Genomic DNA, 16785 nt, shown 5'->3' on the forward strand with positions numbered 1-16785 from the left:
GCGCTTGCAACTATACGGCGCCTGCAATTATTGTTCACTTGCGAGGCGCAAGCCGCACCTCCCGCCGGAGGGGTGTCGCCGCGTCCTCTTGCAGCATCCGAGGCCTTGGAAGCCCCTGGCGGCCGCGACACGTGGCCGTCCATCCCCCACCGTAGGAAAGTGACCCATGAGCAACACCGTGATCCCACTGACCACAGCCGACGCCGAGACCCTCACCGCCGCGGTACGCCGCGCCGCCGACGAGGCGGGAGTGCCCGTCAGCATCACCGTTCTCGACGCCGGAGGACACCTGCTGACCTTCCGCCGCGACGAGCGCGCCGTACTCATATCCGGCGAGACCAGCACCGCCAAGGCCTACACCGCCCTTCAGCTCAACGCGGCCACCGCCGAGGTCGCCGACCTGGTCAAGCCGGAGGGCCCCTTCCACTCGCTGCCCACCGCGCTGAACAAGCCCCTGCTGTTCATCGCGGGCGGAGTGCCCGTGCACCGCGACGGTCAGCTCGTCGGCGCCCTCGGGGTCGGCGGCGGTGCCCCCGAACAGGACCACGGCTTCGCCCAGACCGCGCTCCAGGCCCTGTGACCCCCACCGAAAAGCACCGACGGCACACTGAAAGGCCTCCTCGTGACCGCCATCCCGAACGTGACACTCAACAACGGCGTCGTCATGCCCCAGCTCGGCTTCGGCGTCTTCCAGGTCCCCGACGAGGAGACCACCCGCGCCGTCGCCAGCGCCCTTGAGGCCGGATACCGCAGCATCGACACCGCCGCGGTCTACGGCAACGAGCGGGGCGTCGGCAAGGCGCTCACCGCCTCCGGCCTCCCTCGCGAGGCACTCTTCGTCACGACCAAGCTGTGGAACGACGACCAGGGCAAGGACAAGGCGCTGGCCGCGTTCGACGCCTCCCTGGAAAAACTCGGTCTCGACCACGTCGACCTCTACCTGATCCACTGGCCCACCCCGGCCCGTGATCTGTACGTGGAGACCTACAAGGTGCTGGAGGAGATCCTGGCGAGCGGGCGCACCCGGGCCATCGGCGTCTCGAACTTTCGCGTCTCCGACCTGCGGCGGCTCCAGGAGAGCACCGGAGTCACCCCGGCCGTCAACCAGATCGAGCTGCACCCCGCCCTCCAGCAGAACGAGCTGCGCGCCTTCCACGCCGAGCACGGCATCGCCACCGAGGCATGGAGTCCACTGGCCCAGGGCGCGGTCCTCAAGGACGAGCCGATCGTGCAGATCGCCGGATCGCACGGTGTCTCCCCGGCACAGGTGGTGCTGCGCTGGCACCTGCAGAGCGGCAATGTCGTGATCCCGAAGTCCGTCACTCCCGAGCGGATCCGGCAGAACCTCGACGTCTTCGGCTTCGAGCTGAGCGACGCCGACATGGACGCCATCGCAGGACTGGACCGCGGGCTGCGCACCGGCCCCGAACCCGCCACCCTGAACTGAACCCACCGCCCCGAGCGCCCGACCCCTCCCTCCTGTCACGGGAAGAGGCGCTCGGAGCGCCTGCCGTGTACCGGCAACGATGTACAGCCCCACACCCGCGACGAGGAGAACCCATCGTGCACATCGACCTTTCCGGCCGCACCGCCCTGGTCACCGGCTCCACCCAGGGCATCGGATACGCCATCGCCGTCGGCCTCAGCCGCGCCGGAGCACGGGTCGCCGTCAACGGCCGCAGCGCCGAGCGCGTCACAGCCGCGGTGGACAAGGTACGGGCCGACTCCGGAAGCGACGACGTGATCGCTGCCGTGGGCGACCTGGCGACCGAAGAAGGCGCCGCAGCCGTGCTGGAGGCCGTCCCCTCGGTCGACATCCTGGTCAACAACCTCGGCATCTTCGGCTCCGCCGCGCCGCTGGAGATCGATGACGCCGAGTGGCGCCGCTACTTCGAGGTGAACGTCCTCTCCGCCATCCGGCTCATCCGCGCCTACCTGCCCGCCATGACGGCACAGGGCTGGGGCCGCATCCTCAATCTCGCCAGCGACTCGGCCGTGGTCATCCCCGCCGAGATGATCCATTACGGCATGACCAAGACCTCGCTGCTCGCCGTCAGCCGCGGCTTCGCCAAGGAGGCCGCCGGCACAGGTGTGACCGTCAACTCCGTCATCGCCGGCCCGACGCACACGGGTGGCGTCGAAGACTTCGTCCGTGAGTTGATCGGTGACGAGTCGCCCTGGGACGAGGCACAGCGCGAGTTCATGATCAAGTACCGCCCGCAGTCCCTGATCCAGCGCCTCATCGAGCCGGAGGAGATCGCCCACATGGTCGTCTACCTCGCCTCGTCCTACGCGTCAGCGACCACCGGCGGCGCCCTGCGCGTCGACGGCGGCTACGTCGACTCGATCCTGCCCTGAACGACCGGCAAACCGCCGGCTCCCGGCGGGCGGTGAGAACGATGCCGTGAGCCGCCTGAAGGGTGCGCTCGCTGCTGTCGCGCCCCCTGCATGCCGTTCGCCGACGTCCGACAAGTGGCGCAGTCGGATGCTGGATTGGGTCAGCTCGCCCAACTCGGCAGACAGTACGGTCCGCTTGCACGATCGCACGGCGGGCGGTGGGCAGTCCCTGTGCCAAGGACGCGTAACCTCGGCGCGGTCGAGCGGACCCTCCGCAGCGGGTGCGTCTGGTCCAGCCCGGTGTTTCTCCGGTTCGCCTCCCACAGAAACGTGCGGGATACACGAATGCGCGGTACGCCGTAACCGCCCCTTGGCACGCTTCCCTTCTCGTTCAAGATCGGAAGGGGAGATCCTCATGGCAGAGTTCGAGGCCGGAACGGGAACGAGCCGACGCGCGTTCCTTCGCAGAGTGGGTGTGACCGGTGGGGCCGGTGCCATGTTCGCCACGATGGGGGCGCTCGGCCTCGCCCCCACCGCCGCCTACGCAGCGGAGAAGGAAGCGCCGTTCCGCGCCCCCAGGCACAGCGATTTCACACTGCAGGGTCGCAAGGGCAGGCCCGCCAGGGTCGTCGTCATCGGCGGCGGTATCGCCGGCCTCACCTCTGCCTACGAACTCGGCAAGGCCGGCTATGACTGTACGGTCCTCGAAGCACGCGATCGCGTAGGAGGCCGCAACCTCACCGTCCGCGGCGGCGACCGGCTCACCGACATCAACGGTGTCACCCAGACCGCAGGGTTCAGCAAGGGCCAGTACATGAACGCCGGCCCCGCACGCATCGCCCAATGGATGGTCACGCTCGACTACTGCCGCGAACTCGGCGTTCCCGTCGAGGTTTTCACGAACACCAATGCCAGCGCGCTCATCTACAACGAGACCACCGGCATGAAGGCGCCGGTTCAGTACCGCACCGCCAAGGCCGACGTCTACGGCTACATCTCCGAGTTGCTGTCCAAGGCCGCGAACTCCGGTGCGCTGGACGCCGAACTGACGGCGGACGACAAGGAGCGGCTGCTGACGTTCCTCAAGAGCTACGGCTCGCTCGGTTCCGACTACACGTATACGGGGACCGAACACCGGGGCTTCAGCGTCGACCCGGGTGCCGCCGGCAGCCCCGGCGAGGAACTCGGCGACGTGCCCTCCCTCTCCGAGGTGTTCGCCTCCAACGTAGGCCGCACCTTCTCCTTCGAGTTCGGCTACGACCAGGCGATGCTGATGTTCCAGCCCGTCGGCGGCATGGACCGCATACCGATGGCGTTCGCCCGCGCCATAGGCGAGGAGAGGATCCGCACCGGCGCAGTCGTCACCGACATCAAGAACACCTCCAACGGCGTGCAGATCACCTACACCCAGAAGGGCCGCACCCGCACCATCACGGCCGACTACTGCATCGCCACCCTTGCCCCGCACATCCTGGCCAAGACCTCGCACAACCTCGGCACGGCGGTGCAGACCGCCCTCAAGGCGGTGAAGCCCTCCTACGCCTCCAAGATCGGCCTCGAGTACAAGAGCCGCTGGTGGGAGAGGGATCTCAGGATCTTCGGCGGCATCACCGAGACCGACCTGGACCTCGATCACATCTGGTACCCGTCCTACGGACACCTGGGCGAACGCGGCCTGATCATCGGCTACTACAACACGGGCGCCCACTCCGAGGTCTACTCGGCGCTCACCCCGGCCCAGCGCCTGGAACGCGCCCTCGACCAGGGCGTCAAGATCCACGGCCGCAAGTACCGCAGCGAACTCACCGCGTCGTACTCCCACCAGTGGAAGCTCGTCCCCTACCTCGAAGGCGCATGGCACTCCATGCCCGGCGGCCCCGACTCACCGGCGTACGCACCGCTCAACACGGCCCAGGGGCACGTGTACTTCGCCGGTGACTACCTCAGCTACCTGGATGCCTGGCAGCATGGCGCGATCTCCTCCGCCCGCAAGGTCGTCACCGAGTTGCACCAGCGCGTGCTCACCTCATGATGAGCCCTCGCGGCCGGGCGGATGGCGGAACAGCTTTTCATTTCAGGTGCGATTGAGCATTCCTCGAACATCAACCCGCTCGTGTCAGTGGCCCCTTGTACGGTCTCGCCTATGGTCTCCGACTCCTGAACCCCAAACCCTGGAGTGAGATATCGAGTTGTGGCGTAGCGCCTGCTCGACCTGATGCGGGCCACGTCGACCGCGAAGGCACCGCGCGCGACCACATACGCACTGTGGTCTGGCTCGGCCGGGCCCGGCCGAGGGCCGCCGGGTGTGATCGGAGGCGGCCCTCGGCTTCAAGGTGCTGTCTTGGCCGAATGACGGCCGATGGAGTCAGGCGTCGCTCGCCGTAGATCTGACCGTCTTGTACGGCGGGAAGTCGTGCGGCAGGTACTCCCACGGGATGCCGGTGCGCTTGACGTAGAGGATCGCGTTGACGATCTCTCGCAGGTCGTGCACCCGCACTGCCGTTCCGGGCCCGGTCCGTCTCGCTCGCCAGGCGGTGAAGACCGGCTCGATCAAGGCCCAACGGGCGTCGGACACGTCACTGCGGTTCGGACGACACAAAAACCTCCCAGAACTCTCAAGCCTTGATTGATGCGGCCACCCTGGCGGCCTGCTCGATCTTCGCGCAGTGCGCCGCACGCGCTTCCTCGTCGATCCGCTGCTCGTGTTCGGGGCGCATCCCGGTCCGGCCGTCGAGACCCTCACGCAGGATGTCGGCGTGTCCGGCATGCCGGATGGTCTCGCCGAGGACATGGACCATGACGTCGAACAGGTTCGTGTTGGGACGGGGTTCCGGCCACCACGGCACGTGGCCGGGTGCGTCGAGGGGAAGTTCGTCGATCGTCGCGTCCGAGTGTTCCCACGTGCGCCGGTAGAACCCGATGATCTGCTCGCGGGTCTCGTTCTCGGTCGCCCACAGGTCGCTGCCGTCGTGGTCCTGCCATCGGGGCAGCGGTTCCGGGGACGGTCGGCCGAAGACCTCGCCGAAATAGCGGGCCTCGACGCTGGCCACGTGTTTGACCAGGCCGAGGAGGTTGGTCCCGGTCGCTGTGAGAGGGCGGCGGGCGTCGTACTCGGACAGGCCGTCGAGCTTCCAGAGCAGCGCCGTGCGGTCCCGCCGCAGTCTCCCGAGCAGGTTGTCCTTCGCGAATTCATCGATCATGTGGCTTGAACCTTCCATGGGCTGTTCGTGGTCTCAAGATCCCGTACGTGGTCCGCAACGGCTGGCAGAGCCGAGGCTTGGGACTCCTAGAACAATGAGCCAGCGGGAATGACACTGTCTGTCAGAGGTACGTGGGGGTGGGGTGCGCGACGGCTCGTGGCCGACCCGACTTGCGACGGTTACCGCGCAGGAGGACTGCACGCATGCTGTTCCATGCTGTTCTCTGATCCCGCCGAGTCGTTCGGGACGGGGACCGGGGAGGGGGACGGATGCCAGGTGAGAATCCAGCCGGTGGTGAGCGCCACCGCGCCGCCTGCCAGGGCGATTGCGCCGCCTGTTCCCATGCCTGCGGCCACTGAGCCCAGGCAAACCGGCCCGACGCCCTGTAGCGTCATGCTGCCGGAGCCGAGCAAGCCGAAGGCCTGGCCTTGGCCATCCTGCGGCAGGGCGTCCAGGAACGGGCGTTGCAGGCCGAGACCGTAGGCGTATCCGAGGCCGCTGAGCAGCAGCAGACCGGACGAGACGCCCACTCCGGGCTCGGCAGCAAAGCCGATCAGCGGCAACCCCGCCAGCGCAACCAGCGGGACTACCAGTCGCTCTCGGGCGCGTGGCCGTAGCAGTCGACCCACCAGCAGGTCACCGACCAGCATGCCAACCGGCAGACAGCCCATCAGCACCGCGTACCAGCCGGGCGCGAAGTGGCGTTCTCCCGCGTAGGCGACCATGAGGCCTTCCGCGCCCGCTACGAACGCGACGGGCAGCCACTGGGCCAGCATCAGTCGTCGCACTGTGCGTCCGCGCAGCAGCACGCCTGCACCGTGCAGGCTTGCACGGACGGCCCCGCTGTCGCCCCCGGCGCTGCCGGGTGCGCCGCCGCCCGGGTGCAGCCGGGGTAGCCGGATGCGGACGGCAAGCGCGCAGCCGAGGTAAAGGACGGCGCTGACCGCGAGCGCCCGGCGTGGGCCGAGTGCCGCGACGACCCCGCCTCCCAGCGCCAGGCCGAACAATTGCGCGCCGGCGCCGGCGATGTTGTTCAGTGAGCGGCCCAGTACATAGGCGTCGCCTTCCAGCGACTGCGCGACCAGCCGACTCGACGCGCCCTGAAACACCGGTGTGGCGAGGGAGACCAGCGCCACGACACCGAGGCTTGCCGCGATCGGCATCCGCACGAAGGCGGTCAGCAGGGCGGCGGCGCACGTCAAGGCGTAGCCACCGGTAATGAGCGCGCGAGGCGGCAGTCGGTCGGCCAGTGAACCCAGCAACATCGTGCCGAACAGCTGCGGGATGAAGCCGATGCCGAAGGCCACTGCGCTCAGCAGCGGGGAGCCGGTGGTCGAGAAGACCAGAACCGAGAAGGTGGTGATCCGCAGCGCGTCCGCAGTGATCGCGACGGCGCGGGTTGAGAAGAGCAGCCGGAATCGCGGCTCGGCCAGCACCTCCCTGTAGGTGGCACGGTGGTTGCCCTGCGCGGGCTCGGCGGCTCGGGTCATGACGCGCAGCCTCGCCGTGGGCCCACACCCCGCACCAATGATTCGTCACTGGACGAATCGGAGCGGACTTCCGGCGGTAGCATGGCCGGGTGCTGCGTTTCAAAGTCTCCGTCGAGGACCTGCTGCGCAGCCGCTTCGCACTGTCGCCCGCGCTGGACCTCTGCTTGCTGCTGCGCTCACTCGCCGGTCACGACCGGCCGCTGCCGCGAGCCTGGGCCTCCCGGCTCAGGCCGGCCTTTGAACGGCTTCGCCGCGAGACCGAACTGGACGCCGCCCTCGCCCTGCAGGCCCCGCGGGGCGGACCGAACTTCGTCGCCCCTCCCCCGCGCGGCCTCAACCAGACCTGGGCAGACGACCTGGCCATGATCCGGGCCACACCACTTGAAGCGGCCCGCCGCGAGTTCGCCGCCACCGCGACCGGCCCTTCGGCCCGTGAACCCCGCGTACGCGCAGTACTGGAGTCACCGGACGCCGTCGCCAGGATTGCCGAGGCGATGGACCAGGCATGGCACGAGCTGCTCGCCGCGGACTGGCCGCAACTGCGCGCGATCTGTGAGCGCGATGTCGTGCACCGGGTGGGTGTGATCGGCGAACACGGCTGGGCCACGGCGATCGAGAGCCTGCACCCGAGCATCGCCTGGCACGCCGGCGGTATCGAGATCGGCCACTTTCCCCAAGTGGGAACGGTTCACCTCGCCGGCGACGGGCTCCTGCTGATCCCTTCGGTCTTCGTCGGGAACATCGCCGCCCACCTGGAAGATCCCTGGCCCAGAACCTTGGTCTATCGCGCCCGCGGCACCGCCGCCCTGTGGGACGAACAGGAGACCGTCCCCCAACCGGACGCGCTGACCACTCTGGTCGGCCGGTCACGAGCGCGACTGCTGTTGGCGCTGGATGCCCCGGCCAGTACCAGTCAACTCGCCCGAAGCCTCGCCATGGCACCCGGCGCGGTAGGAGACCACCTCGCCATCCTGCGAGGCGCGGGGCTACTCGTCCGCGCCCGGTCCGGACGGTCGGTGCTCTACCGGCGCACCCCGCTCGGCGAGGCACTGGTCGCCGGTTCGGGCTGAGCGCAGATCTGCACTGTTCATGAGGCGCCGCCAGCAGATCGTCCGCCAAGTCGGGCAGCCGAGTAGCTGGAACTGCTGTCCGTCACAGGAACCCAGGACCTGAGCGTCACCGAGGTCACGCCACCCGAGGGGGTTGAGCGCGACGGAACCAGGAAGGCAGCGCTGACCGGCGCCTCCCAGGACGCCAGAGGCTCCCCGATCAACACCTGGCGGCCCTGTCCCAGCACAGGTGGTTTTCGTCCCGGGACTCACGACGCCGCACGTCCGGTCACGCAACGGCTTTCCGCCCTGCCGGACGGCTGGACCCCATCCGCCAGGGCCGCCTACCGCAACCTCCACGGCCTGCGCCGGCCCGACCGTGCCGAGGCCGCCGACTGAAACGGCAGCGCGCCATGGGGCGGCCCACAAGGCCGGGTCACGCTCCGTCTCGACCGGCGCGTAGCGGATGACCAGGCCGCCCGTGAGTGTGCCCTCGTCGAACAGGCGGGGCGGTAGCCGGGCGCCGTCGGCAGGTCTCCGATGATCGCGGGGGCGCAGTGCCTGGCCTCGTCCTACAAGGAGTTGTCCAGGGTCAGGGCGAGTTCGGCGATACGCCACCTGCCGTCGGAGCGTCGCAGGCTGAAGGTGTAGACGCCGGTCGAGATCATCTGGATGCTCTCGCCGGTGTTCCTCGTCTGCAGCAGACAGGCCCGCACCTGGGCGGTGTCGGCGTCCGTCGCCGTGGCCACGACGTTGCCGAGGTGGTGCCGCACCCTTCCCATCTGGGCCGTGTGCCCGTCACGGATGAAGTCGAGCACCGCCGCGCGTCCGGCGACCGGGCCGAGCAACCCCTGTCCGGGCATCGTGAAGGTCCAGACGGTGTCTTCGGTCAGGACCGATTCCAGCTCGCGCACGTTCAGCTCGTCCAGGGCGTGGGCGTAGTGCGCCACCGTCTGCTGGAGTTCGGTGATCACGAGGTCACCGTCAGCACGATCTTGCCCTGGATGTGGCCCTGCGCGGCTCGCGTGTGTGCGTCGGCCGCTTCGGACAGCGGGTAGGTGCTGTCCACCCCGACCGTGAGTGCGCCCTCGTCGAACAGGCGGCCGATCTCGGCGAGTTGGGGACCGTTGGAGCGCACCTGAATGTTCGAGACGGTGATGCCCAGACGCGCTGTCTCTTCCGGGTCGTACTGGGCGAAGAACACCGGAAGCATCGTCCCTCCGCGCTTGAGCACGTTCAGGAAGCGTGCGCTGTCCGGGCCGCCGACGGTGTCGATCACCAGGTCGACACCACTGACGACGTCCGCGGCCTTCGTCGTGGTGTAGTCGATGAACTCGTCGGCGCCGAGCTTGCGCAGGAACTCCTCGTGCCGGCTCGAGGCCACCGCGATGACGTGTGCCCCCTTCCACTTCGCCAACTGCACCGCGAAGTGGCCCACTCCCCCGGCGGCCCCGTTGACCAGCACGGTCATCCCTGGCGTGATCGGCACCGGCCGGTGCACCTGGCCGGTGAACGGAGACGGCACGTCATGGCCGAGATCAACCAGGTACTGCCATGCTGTCAGCACGGCCATCGGCGCACCGGCCGCCTGCACGTGGTCGATGTCGGCCGGCTTGTGAGCCAGGTCGGCAGTCGGCGCGGCCACGTACTGGGCGTACGTCCGGCCGTCGAAGCCGGGGAACCGCAGCATGCCGAAGACCTCGTCACCGACGGCGAACCCCCGCACGTCCGGAGCGACAGCCTCGACCACGCCGGACATGTCCGTGCCGGGGATCAGAGGGAACTCCAGCGCCGGCCTCATCTCGGCCGGCATGACCTTCATCCCCTCACGCAGGTACCAGTCCGGCGGGTTGATGCCCACCGCGTGCACCCGGACCAGCACCTCGCCCGGACCGATCTCGGGAACCGGCACCTCGTCGTACCGCAGAACCTCCGGCCCGCCCGCTGCCTGGATCTGGATCGCCTTCATCGCGCCTGTCGCTTTCTTCGGGAAACGTTGCTCCTTGAGTCAAAGCCCGGGACGGCACGGCCGTCCAAGACCGGTTCGGCAACCGGATCATTCCGAAACGGCATGACGCGTACCCTGCAAGGGTGAACGATCTCGGACAGGACCTGGAACTGCGGCTCGTGCGCTACTTCACCGTGGTGGCGGCGCACCAGCACTTCGGCCGGGCCGCCGCGGACCTCCACGTGGCCCAGCCGGCACTGAGCCGTCAGATCCAACGACTCGAGAAATACCTCGGCACACGGCTGCTGGACCGCACCCCTCAGGGCACCCGGCTCACTCCGGCCGGCCAGACGTTCCTCCCCCGGGCCCAAGCCCTGCTCCAGGCCGCCCGCCAGGCAGAGCTGGCCGTGCGGGAACAAGCCCGAACCGCACGCATCACCATCGGCTATGTCGAGGACCTGGTGATCACTCCCGCCGTGCGGGAACTGCGCCGCCGTCACCCCGACGCCGAGATCGCCACCCGGCATCTGCACTGCCGCGACGTCGGGGCACTGTCCGACAAGCGCGTCGACGCCCTGATCGCGCGGGCCCCGCTGCCGCTCGCCGCAGACGATGTCCTCACCGCTCCGCTGTACGAGGAGCCCCGGATGCTCGTGGTCCCGGACGGCCATCCCCTGGCCGACCGCGCGTCGGTGACCGCGGAGGAACTGGCCGGGGAAGAGGTGGCGCCGTGCGCGTTCGAGACCGCGGACTGGGTGTCCTACCGGATCCTCGGAGCCGGCGTGCCGCCGATCGAGAGCTACGAGGACAAGCTCGAACTCGTCGCGAGCGGCAGGGCCATCGCCGTACTGCCGGTCGGCGATCGGCGTAGCTCACTGCGTCCCGATCTCGTCACTGTCCCGGTCGAGGGCGCTCCCCCCAGCCGGGTCGTCCTGGTCAGCCGAAAGGGCGACCCGAATCCGATGATCAGGAATCTCCGGTTCGCCGCCGAGGCCGTCCTAACCGCCCCGGCATCCTGACCGACCGCACCCCCTGCATGAGCAGGCCTTAGCCGCCGCCGGCGTCAGCCAAGGCCCACCGAACCGGCCATGACCGTGTCGGCATCGGCTACGGCAGCCCGTTGACGACGACGCACGTCCGCTCACGCATACGGCTCCGGACGCGAAGCCCGAGGCCGAGCACGAGCCCCAACCCAAGATGCCCGCGTCCTGAAGGGCGAACGGACAGGTGGAGGGCAGGCCGACGTGGCCGACCTTGGCTCCACCCGCATCGACCGTTGGCTTGCGAGGACCAGCAGGCCGGTTGTCCAGCTGGCTCATTCAATTACCAAAGGAATACTTCGATCTCTGCGGCACATCTTGTCAAAGGTCAAACGGACTCCTACAGTCCAGCGACAAGTGGAGCGTGGGACCGCTCCCACCACTCTTCGTTCATCCAAGCAATGGAGCTGCGATGACCGTTCCGTCTCGCCGACCGAGCCGCAGGCGCATACTCGGTGCCGCACTGGCCGTGCCTCCCTCGCTGATGCTGGGTGCGCAGACAGCACGGGCCGCATCCTGGGGCAGCCCGGTGACCGTCAACTCCTGGACCAAGATCAACGCGAGATGGACCGCCAACAACGAGCTGCAGACGTACCGGCCGGACTGCGTCTGGTACGAGGGCAACACACTGGTGATCAAGGCGTACAACGCCGGCGGCGGGGCCTACTACTCAGGCCGTGTGGAGTCGACGGCGCGGTACGGGTACGGCACATACAGCTTCACCGCCAACATGCCCAACGGAAGGGGGCTGTTGCCGGCGGTGTGGGCGGCGTACCTGAATCCGTGGCTGCCCGAGTTCGACGCCGCTGAGATCGTGGGACAGAACCCGGGGGTCGTCTACCAAACGTCCCACGACGTCAACAACGCCCAGCAGCAGTTCTCGAGGACGAACTCCTCCGGCTGGACGAACTCGTACCACACCTACTCGTTCAGCTGGTTCCCGGACCACATCGACTTCGCCGTGGACGGCAACATCACGGGCACCACCTGGTACAGGACCCCGGCCGGAACGGGACTGCGCTTCATCGCCAACATCGCCGTCGGCGGTGACTGGCCCGGCAACCCGGACTCCTCCACCTGGGCCACCGCTGACGGCGCCCGCTACCTCAAGATCTCCTCCATCACCCACACGCCGTACACCCCATGAGGTGAACCCGCCTTGGGCCTCGGCCGGCGGGAACCGTGTGCCGGTGATCGCCCAGCTGGTACAGGCCGATGAAGTCACCGTTCGGGACCTGATCCACCGGTGCAACGGGATCGGCCTGGCCTGCCTGTGACCCCAAGTGGGTGGGAAGCCGTCCCGCCTGCTCAAGTCTGACGACGAGGACTTCGTCGATCCGCGCCGCACGACCCGACGGTGCCGGTCTACGTCATCCTGGACAACCTGTCCGCCCGTAAAGGCGCCGACATCCGCGGCTGGCCGAAGAGGCACAAGGCCGAGCTGTGCTTCACCCCGACCTACGCCTCGTGGGCGTACCCGATCGAGGCGCAGGTCGGACCGCTGAGGCAGTTCACCATCGCCCAATCGAACCACCCCAACCACAGCGTGCAGACCCGGGCCCTGCATGCCTACCTGCGCCGGCGCAACGCCAACACCCGCCACCGTGACATCCTGGCTGCCGAACGCAGGGAACGCGCCCGCATCCGCGGCGAGAAGGGCATCCTCTGGGGTGGACGCCCCCTCGCAGCCGCAGCCTGAACTCAAGTGAGCCCTCGCGTCACCTTCGCCAGAACAGGTGGTGCGTCACACCACTTGAGCTGGGCACGACCTCCAGGTGGAACCGGTCGAGCAGCTCGTCGGGGGACTCCCACAGGCGTAGTCCGGACCCGAGCTTCACCGGCGAGACCGCCACATGCATGGTTTCGACGAGGCCGGCGTCAAGGAACTGCCGGATGGTGGTGACCCCGCCGCCGAGCCGGATGTCCTTGCCCTGCGCCGCTTCCCGCGCCCGTTCGAGGACCATGGCCGGGTCACCGTCGACGAAGTGGAACGTGGTGTCGGAGAGCGTGAACGACGGACGCGTGTGGTGGGTCAGGACGAACACCGGCGTGCGGAACGGGGGCTCCTGTCCCCACCAGCCGCGCCACTCATGGTCCGGCCAGGGCCCGCGCAGGGGCCCGAACTTGTTGCGGCCCATGATCTCGGCGCCGATGTTGCGCGCGAAGTCCCGTGTGAAGTAGTCGTCGAGACCCCGGCTCCCCCCAGGATCCGTGCGCATGGGCCAGCTCGCTGTGGCTCCGGCCCAGGCGAACAGCCTCTCGGGATGGTCAAGGCCGAACGGCTGCTCGAGACTCTGGTGCTCACCGGCACCGATTCCGTCACTCGAGACGTTGAAGTTCATGACTCTCAGCAGTTGATCCACGTGTGTCCTCGTCAGTCCTGTCGCGCCATCGTGCGGCGAGGCGCCGCACATCATGACGTCGAACGGGACGTGGCTGGATCGACCGCGGCCCCCAACTTTCTTTTCAGGCGTGTCAGAAGACGGCCCAGACGTCGCACCGGACGTTACCGCCCGCCCAACCGCTCCAACCGCCAGCCCGGCGCACCTACGCGGTCAGCCTGCGGCCGTCCCAGGATGCGGTCGCCGCAGTCTTAACGTTCCGGTGCACCTGTGAGCTTCACTCAAAGCGGTCGACCCCGTCGGCCGCTGGAGTCCGGCCTGCGGACCTCCCGGCTTGCGGGGCGCTCAGCTCGCCAGGCCGTGCCGGTATGCGTAGACGACCGCCTGGACGCGGTCGCGAAGGTTCAACTTGGTGAGGATGCGGGAGACGAACGTCTTCACCGTCTCCTGGCTGATGACCAGGGCGGCGGCGATCTCGCTGTTGGACAGGCCGTCCGAGATCAGCCGCAGCACCTCCAACTCGCGCGGGGTGAGCGGGATGTCGGTGGGGGCGCCGTGGGCGGGGCGGATGCGGGCCGCGTACCGGCCGACGAGCTGGCGGGTGACGTCGGGGTCCAGCAGCGCCGCCCCCATGGCCACCGTGCGGATTCCGTGCAGCAGGCGGTCGGGCGGGGCGTCCTTGAGCAGGAAGCCGCTCGCTCCGGCGCGCAGTGCCTCGTAGACGTACTCGTCCAGGTTGAACGTGGTGATCACGAGGACCTTGACGGGGTGGGCGACCCCGGCCCCCGCCAGCAGGCGAGTGGCTTCGAGGCCGTCGAGGATTGGCATGCGGATATCCATGACCACGACGTCCGGCGTGAGTTCGCGCGCGAGTTCGACGCCGGTCTGCCCGTCGCCGCACTCGCCGACCACCTCCATGTCGGGCTGTGCGTCGATGATGGTGACCAGGCCCATGCGGATGAGCGCCTGGTCGTCGCAGACGAGGACCCGGGTCGGTGCGGTCCCGGACGGTGAAGAGGTGCTCACGAGCGGCTCCTGGCCGGAATCCGCGCCCGGACAACGAAGCCGCCGCCCGCACCGGCGCCCGCGCTGAAGTCGCCGCCGAGGACGTCGACCCGCTCGCGCAGACCGGCCAGACCCCGCCCGCTGCCACCGACGGCGGCGGCCCGTGAGCCGGCACCGTCCGTGCTGACCTCCACGGTGATCTCCCTCTCCCCGTGCCGCACGGTGACCGAAGTGCGGCTGCCGTGAGCGTACTTGAGCGCGTTGGTCAGTGCTTCCTGCACCACCCGGTAGGCCACGAGGTCGGCGCTGCCGGTGGACACCGGCGGGGTGCCCTCCTCGGTGAACGCCACCGGCTGGCCCGCCCGGCGGGTCTGCTCCACCAGGGTGAGGAGGCGGCCGACCGCCGGTGACCTGGGCTCCCCCGGGCCGTCACCGGCGCTCCCGGTGCCGTGATCGGGGTTGAGCAGGTCCAAAAGGTGCCGCAGATCGGTGATCGCTCGCCGGCCGGTGTCGGACACGGCACTCAGGCACTGGTCCAGCCGTTCCGGCGCGGCGGTCAGATAGCGGGCGGCCTCCGCCTGCACCACCATCGCCGTCACGTGATGGGTCACGACGTCGTGCAACTCCCGCGCGATCCGCGTGCGTTCGTCAGTCCGGGTCTCCACCGCGATCCGCCTGCGCCGCTCGGCCTCCGCCCGCCGGGTGGTGCGCAGCCAGCCCCCGGCGCCCCACGCCAGAGCCAGCGCCAGGTAGAACGTCACGAATCCCGTGACGTCCTCCCCGGATCCGGCCTGAGCAAGGGTCACTGCCAGTGCCACGTACGCTGCGGTCAGGCCCAACACGCAGATCCGGCGGTGCCGTTCCAGGTGCGAGCCGGTGCTCACCAGCATGACGGGCATCGCGGTGGCCGCGAAGGTGTGGTAGCCGCGAAGCTGGTCGACGGCGAACGCGCAGGACACCAGAGCCAAGGAGAGGAACGGCAACCGCCGCCGCACCGCGAGCGGCAGGGACTCCAGCAGGATCACCACGACGGCCAGTGCGTCGTGCGGGCGGTCGGAGACGCCCCCGAGAACCGTCCCGTTGCTGCGCAGCGCCGGCACGAACGAACCGGTCAGCAGAAACAGCCCGAAGGGAAGGTCCCGCACGACGACGTCCAGCCGGTACCAGGCGCCCCTCAGTCTCTTCTGTACTGCGCCCAGCCGGCGCTGGATCCCGCCCAGCCGGCGGCGGATCGCCACCTGCCCTCCCGTGCGCGCAAACGGCCGGAGCCGGGCCCCGGCCGACCGGTGCCCGGCTCCGCCCTCGCAGTGCCCGCCACCGTTCGTCCGGTGCTCCGGCGTCCCGGCGGATCCCTGTTCCCTCATCACCGGACGAGTGCGGCGGGGGTGTCAGCGCGCTCGGCGCGGCGCAGAGGGACGATGTTGCCGCGGCGGTGGGCCACGATCAGGAAGCAGACCGTCAGCAGCGTGCCGAAGAGCACCGCGTACAGGCTCGCCTCGGGGCCGAACTCGCCGCCTGTGACGAGCTTGTTGCCGGACAGGCTGGCCTCCAGCAGACCGTGGCTGTCGCCGCTGCCCGAGACCTGGGTGCTGAAGATGCCGGCCTCCATGTAGTTCCAGGCGAAGTGCACGCCCATCGGCAGCCACAGATTGCGGGTGGCGGCGTACCCGGCGGCGAGCATGGCGCCGGCCTCGACGGAGATGGCGAGGGCACCGGCGAGAGTGGCGTCGTCATTGAGGAGATGCATGCCGCCGAACACGAGGCCGGACAGTACCAGCGCGATGTACGTACCCGCGCCCCGTTCCACGAGCCGGAACAACAGACCGCGGAAGACGATCTCCTCGGTCACGGCAGCACCGGCCATGAAGCCGATCAGGCCGATGGCCCCGCTCACCGAGTCGATGCCGTCAACCTCGTAATCACCAAGGAGGTAGATGTTGCTGATGACACAGAGGAACATCAGCGTGCCGAACAGCAGGCCCCACGAGGCCGCTCTCGTCGCGCCCTTCCCCTGCAGCTCGGTGACCTCACGGTTCTCGGTGCGTTTCACCACCCACCGGTAGACGAACACCATGGCGGCCACGGTGAGGGCGCCCGCCAGCAGCGACAGCCACGGATTGTCCTTCACCCCGCTGATGACGCCGCCGCAGATCGCGTAGACCGCGAACACGGCGACTATCTGCAGGACGATCTTCATGACCTTCACGACGTGGGCTCCCTTGGCCAGTCCCGTCCGGTGCCTTCCCCGGCCCGCGGTGCGACGCTCCGCGGTGCACCGAACGCTACGGAGCCGACGCTCGGGAATCGTCACCGTGCAGTGGACACTCCCCCGTAGCTCGCAAGGGGGACAACGCGACAGGTGTGGCTCGCGAGA

The 16785-nt window shown here is 68.8% G+C and carries 15 protein-coding genes and 2 pseudogenes; 8 read left to right on the top strand and 9 right to left on the bottom strand.

Annotated features, from left to right (window positions below):
* The first annotated feature begins 166 nt into the window (after positions 1-166).
* The 4 genes from M2163_RS06060 to M2163_RS06075 all read left to right on the top strand — a co-directional run bounded on the left by M2163_RS06060 (position 167) and on the right by M2163_RS06075 (position 4369).
* A complete protein-coding gene (locus M2163_RS06060; protein ID WP_280893333.1) occupies positions 167-580 on the top strand; it encodes a heme-binding protein in 414 nt (137 codons plus the stop codon).
* Positions 581-622: 42 nt separating this feature from the next.
* Complete coding sequence (locus M2163_RS06065) at positions 623-1447, top strand: aldo/keto reductase (protein ID WP_280893334.1); 825 nt, start codon at positions 623-625, stop codon at positions 1445-1447.
* A gap of 116 nt (positions 1448-1563) precedes the next feature.
* A complete protein-coding gene (locus M2163_RS06070; RefSeq protein ID WP_280893335.1) occupies positions 1564-2358 on the top strand; it encodes an SDR family oxidoreductase in 795 nt (264 codons plus the stop codon).
* A gap of 394 nt (positions 2359-2752) precedes the next feature.
* Positions 2753-4369 (top strand): FAD-dependent oxidoreductase, encoded by a 1617-nt coding sequence (locus tag M2163_RS06075; RefSeq protein ID WP_280893336.1) that lies wholly within the window; start codon positions 2753-2755, stop codon positions 4367-4369.
* Between the two features lie 357 nt (positions 4370-4726).
* Here the strand turns inward: M2163_RS06075 and M2163_RS06080 are convergent.
* The 3 genes and pseudogenes from M2163_RS06080 to M2163_RS06090 form a co-directional block, all read right to left on the bottom strand.
* Positions 4727-4936 (bottom strand): annotated as a pseudogene (locus M2163_RS06080) (transposase); the annotation flags it as partial.
* A 16-nt stretch (positions 4937-4952) separates the two neighbouring features.
* On the bottom strand, positions 4953-5537 hold the full coding sequence (locus tag M2163_RS06085; RefSeq protein ID WP_280893337.1) for a DinB family protein: 585 nt from the start codon (positions 5535-5537) through the stop codon (positions 4953-4955).
* 179 nt (positions 5538-5716) lie between these two features.
* Positions 5717-7027 (bottom strand): MFS transporter, encoded by a 1311-nt coding sequence (locus M2163_RS06090; protein WP_280893338.1) that lies wholly within the window; start codon positions 7025-7027, stop codon positions 5717-5719.
* Positions 7028-7116: 89 nt separating this feature from the next.
* Here M2163_RS06090 and M2163_RS06095 point away from each other — a divergent pair, with 89 nt between their 5' ends.
* Entirely contained in the window at positions 7117-8097 is a 981-nt protein-coding gene (locus M2163_RS06095) for a winged helix-turn-helix domain-containing protein (RefSeq protein WP_280853900.1), read from the top strand.
* Between the two features lie 551 nt (positions 8098-8648).
* Here M2163_RS06095 and M2163_RS06100 read toward each other — a convergent pair.
* Positions 8649-9050: a nuclear transport factor 2 family protein gene (locus M2163_RS06100; RefSeq protein WP_280893339.1), complete on the bottom strand. Its 402-nt coding sequence runs from the start codon at positions 9048-9050 to the stop codon at positions 8649-8651.
* Positions 9047-10045 (bottom strand): NADP-dependent oxidoreductase, encoded by a 999-nt coding sequence (locus M2163_RS06105; protein WP_280893340.1) that lies wholly within the window; start codon positions 10043-10045, stop codon positions 9047-9049. Before M2163_RS06105 ends, M2163_RS06100 begins: the two co-directional genes overlap by 4 nt.
* A gap of 122 nt (positions 10046-10167) precedes the next feature.
* Between M2163_RS06105 and M2163_RS06110 the strand changes: the two genes are divergently transcribed.
* The 3 genes and pseudogenes from M2163_RS06110 to M2163_RS46590 all read left to right on the top strand — a co-directional run bounded on the left by M2163_RS06110 (position 10168) and on the right by M2163_RS46590 (position 12763).
* Entirely contained in the window at positions 10168-11043 is an 876-nt protein-coding gene (locus M2163_RS06110) for a LysR family transcriptional regulator (RefSeq protein ID WP_280893341.1), read from the top strand.
* 433 nt (positions 11044-11476) lie between these two features.
* Entirely contained in the window at positions 11477-12211 is a 735-nt protein-coding gene (locus M2163_RS06115) for a glycoside hydrolase family 16 protein (RefSeq protein ID WP_280893342.1), read from the top strand.
* Between the two features lies 1 nt (position 12212).
* A pseudogene (locus M2163_RS46590) lies at positions 12213-12763 on the top strand (hypothetical protein).
* Positions 12764-12782: 19 nt separating this feature from the next.
* Here M2163_RS46590 and M2163_RS06125 read toward each other — a convergent pair.
* The 4 genes from M2163_RS06125 to M2163_RS06140 form a co-directional block, all read right to left on the bottom strand.
* Positions 12783-13427, bottom strand: coding sequence for a dihydrofolate reductase family protein (locus M2163_RS06125; RefSeq protein ID WP_280893344.1), 645 nt, complete (start codon positions 13425-13427; stop codon positions 12783-12785).
* Between the two features lie 324 nt (positions 13428-13751).
* Positions 13752-14432, bottom strand: a complete 681-nt coding sequence (locus M2163_RS06130) for a response regulator transcription factor (protein ID WP_280893345.1) — start codon at positions 14430-14432, stop codon at positions 13752-13754.
* Positions 14429-15649: a histidine kinase gene (locus M2163_RS06135; RefSeq protein WP_280893346.1), complete on the bottom strand. Its 1221-nt coding sequence runs from the start codon at positions 15647-15649 to the stop codon at positions 14429-14431. The genes M2163_RS06130 and M2163_RS06135 overlap by 4 nt, the downstream gene beginning before the upstream one ends.
* Positions 15650-15774: 125 nt before the next feature.
* Complete coding sequence (locus M2163_RS06140) at positions 15775-16608, bottom strand: type II CAAX endopeptidase family protein (protein WP_280854315.1); 834 nt, start codon at positions 16606-16608, stop codon at positions 15775-15777.
* Positions 16609-16785: the final 177 nt, after the last annotated feature.

Origin of the sequence: Streptomyces sp. SAI-135, from assembly GCF_029893805.1 — a bacterium.
In the GTDB taxonomy this organism is placed as follows: domain Bacteria; phylum Actinomycetota; class Actinomycetes; order Streptomycetales; family Streptomycetaceae; genus Streptomyces.

Coding starts and splice junctions, on each gene's coding strand:
- M2163_RS06115 (WP_280893342.1), top strand. CDS start 11,477: ATGACCGTTCCGTCTCGCCGACCGAGCCGCAGGCGCATACTCGGTGCC.
- M2163_RS06075 (WP_280893336.1), top strand. CDS start 2,753: ATGGCAGAGTTCGAGGCCGGAACGGGAACGAGCCGACGCGCGTTCCTT.
- M2163_RS06090 (WP_280893338.1), bottom strand. CDS start 7,027: ATGACCCGAGCCGCCGAGCCCGCGCAGGGCAACCACCGTGCCACCTAC.
- M2163_RS06140 (WP_280854315.1), bottom strand. CDS start 16,608: ATGAAGATCGTCCTGCAGATAGTCGCCGTGTTCGCGGTCTACGCGATC.
- M2163_RS06060 (WP_280893333.1), top strand. CDS start 167: ATGAGCAACACCGTGATCCCACTGACCACAGCCGACGCCGAGACCCTC.
- M2163_RS06085 (WP_280893337.1), bottom strand. CDS start 5,537: ATGATCGATGAATTCGCGAAGGACAACCTGCTCGGGAGACTGCGGCGG.
- M2163_RS06105 (WP_280893340.1), bottom strand. CDS start 10,045: ATGAAGGCGATCCAGATCCAGGCAGCGGGCGGGCCGGAGGTTCTGCGG.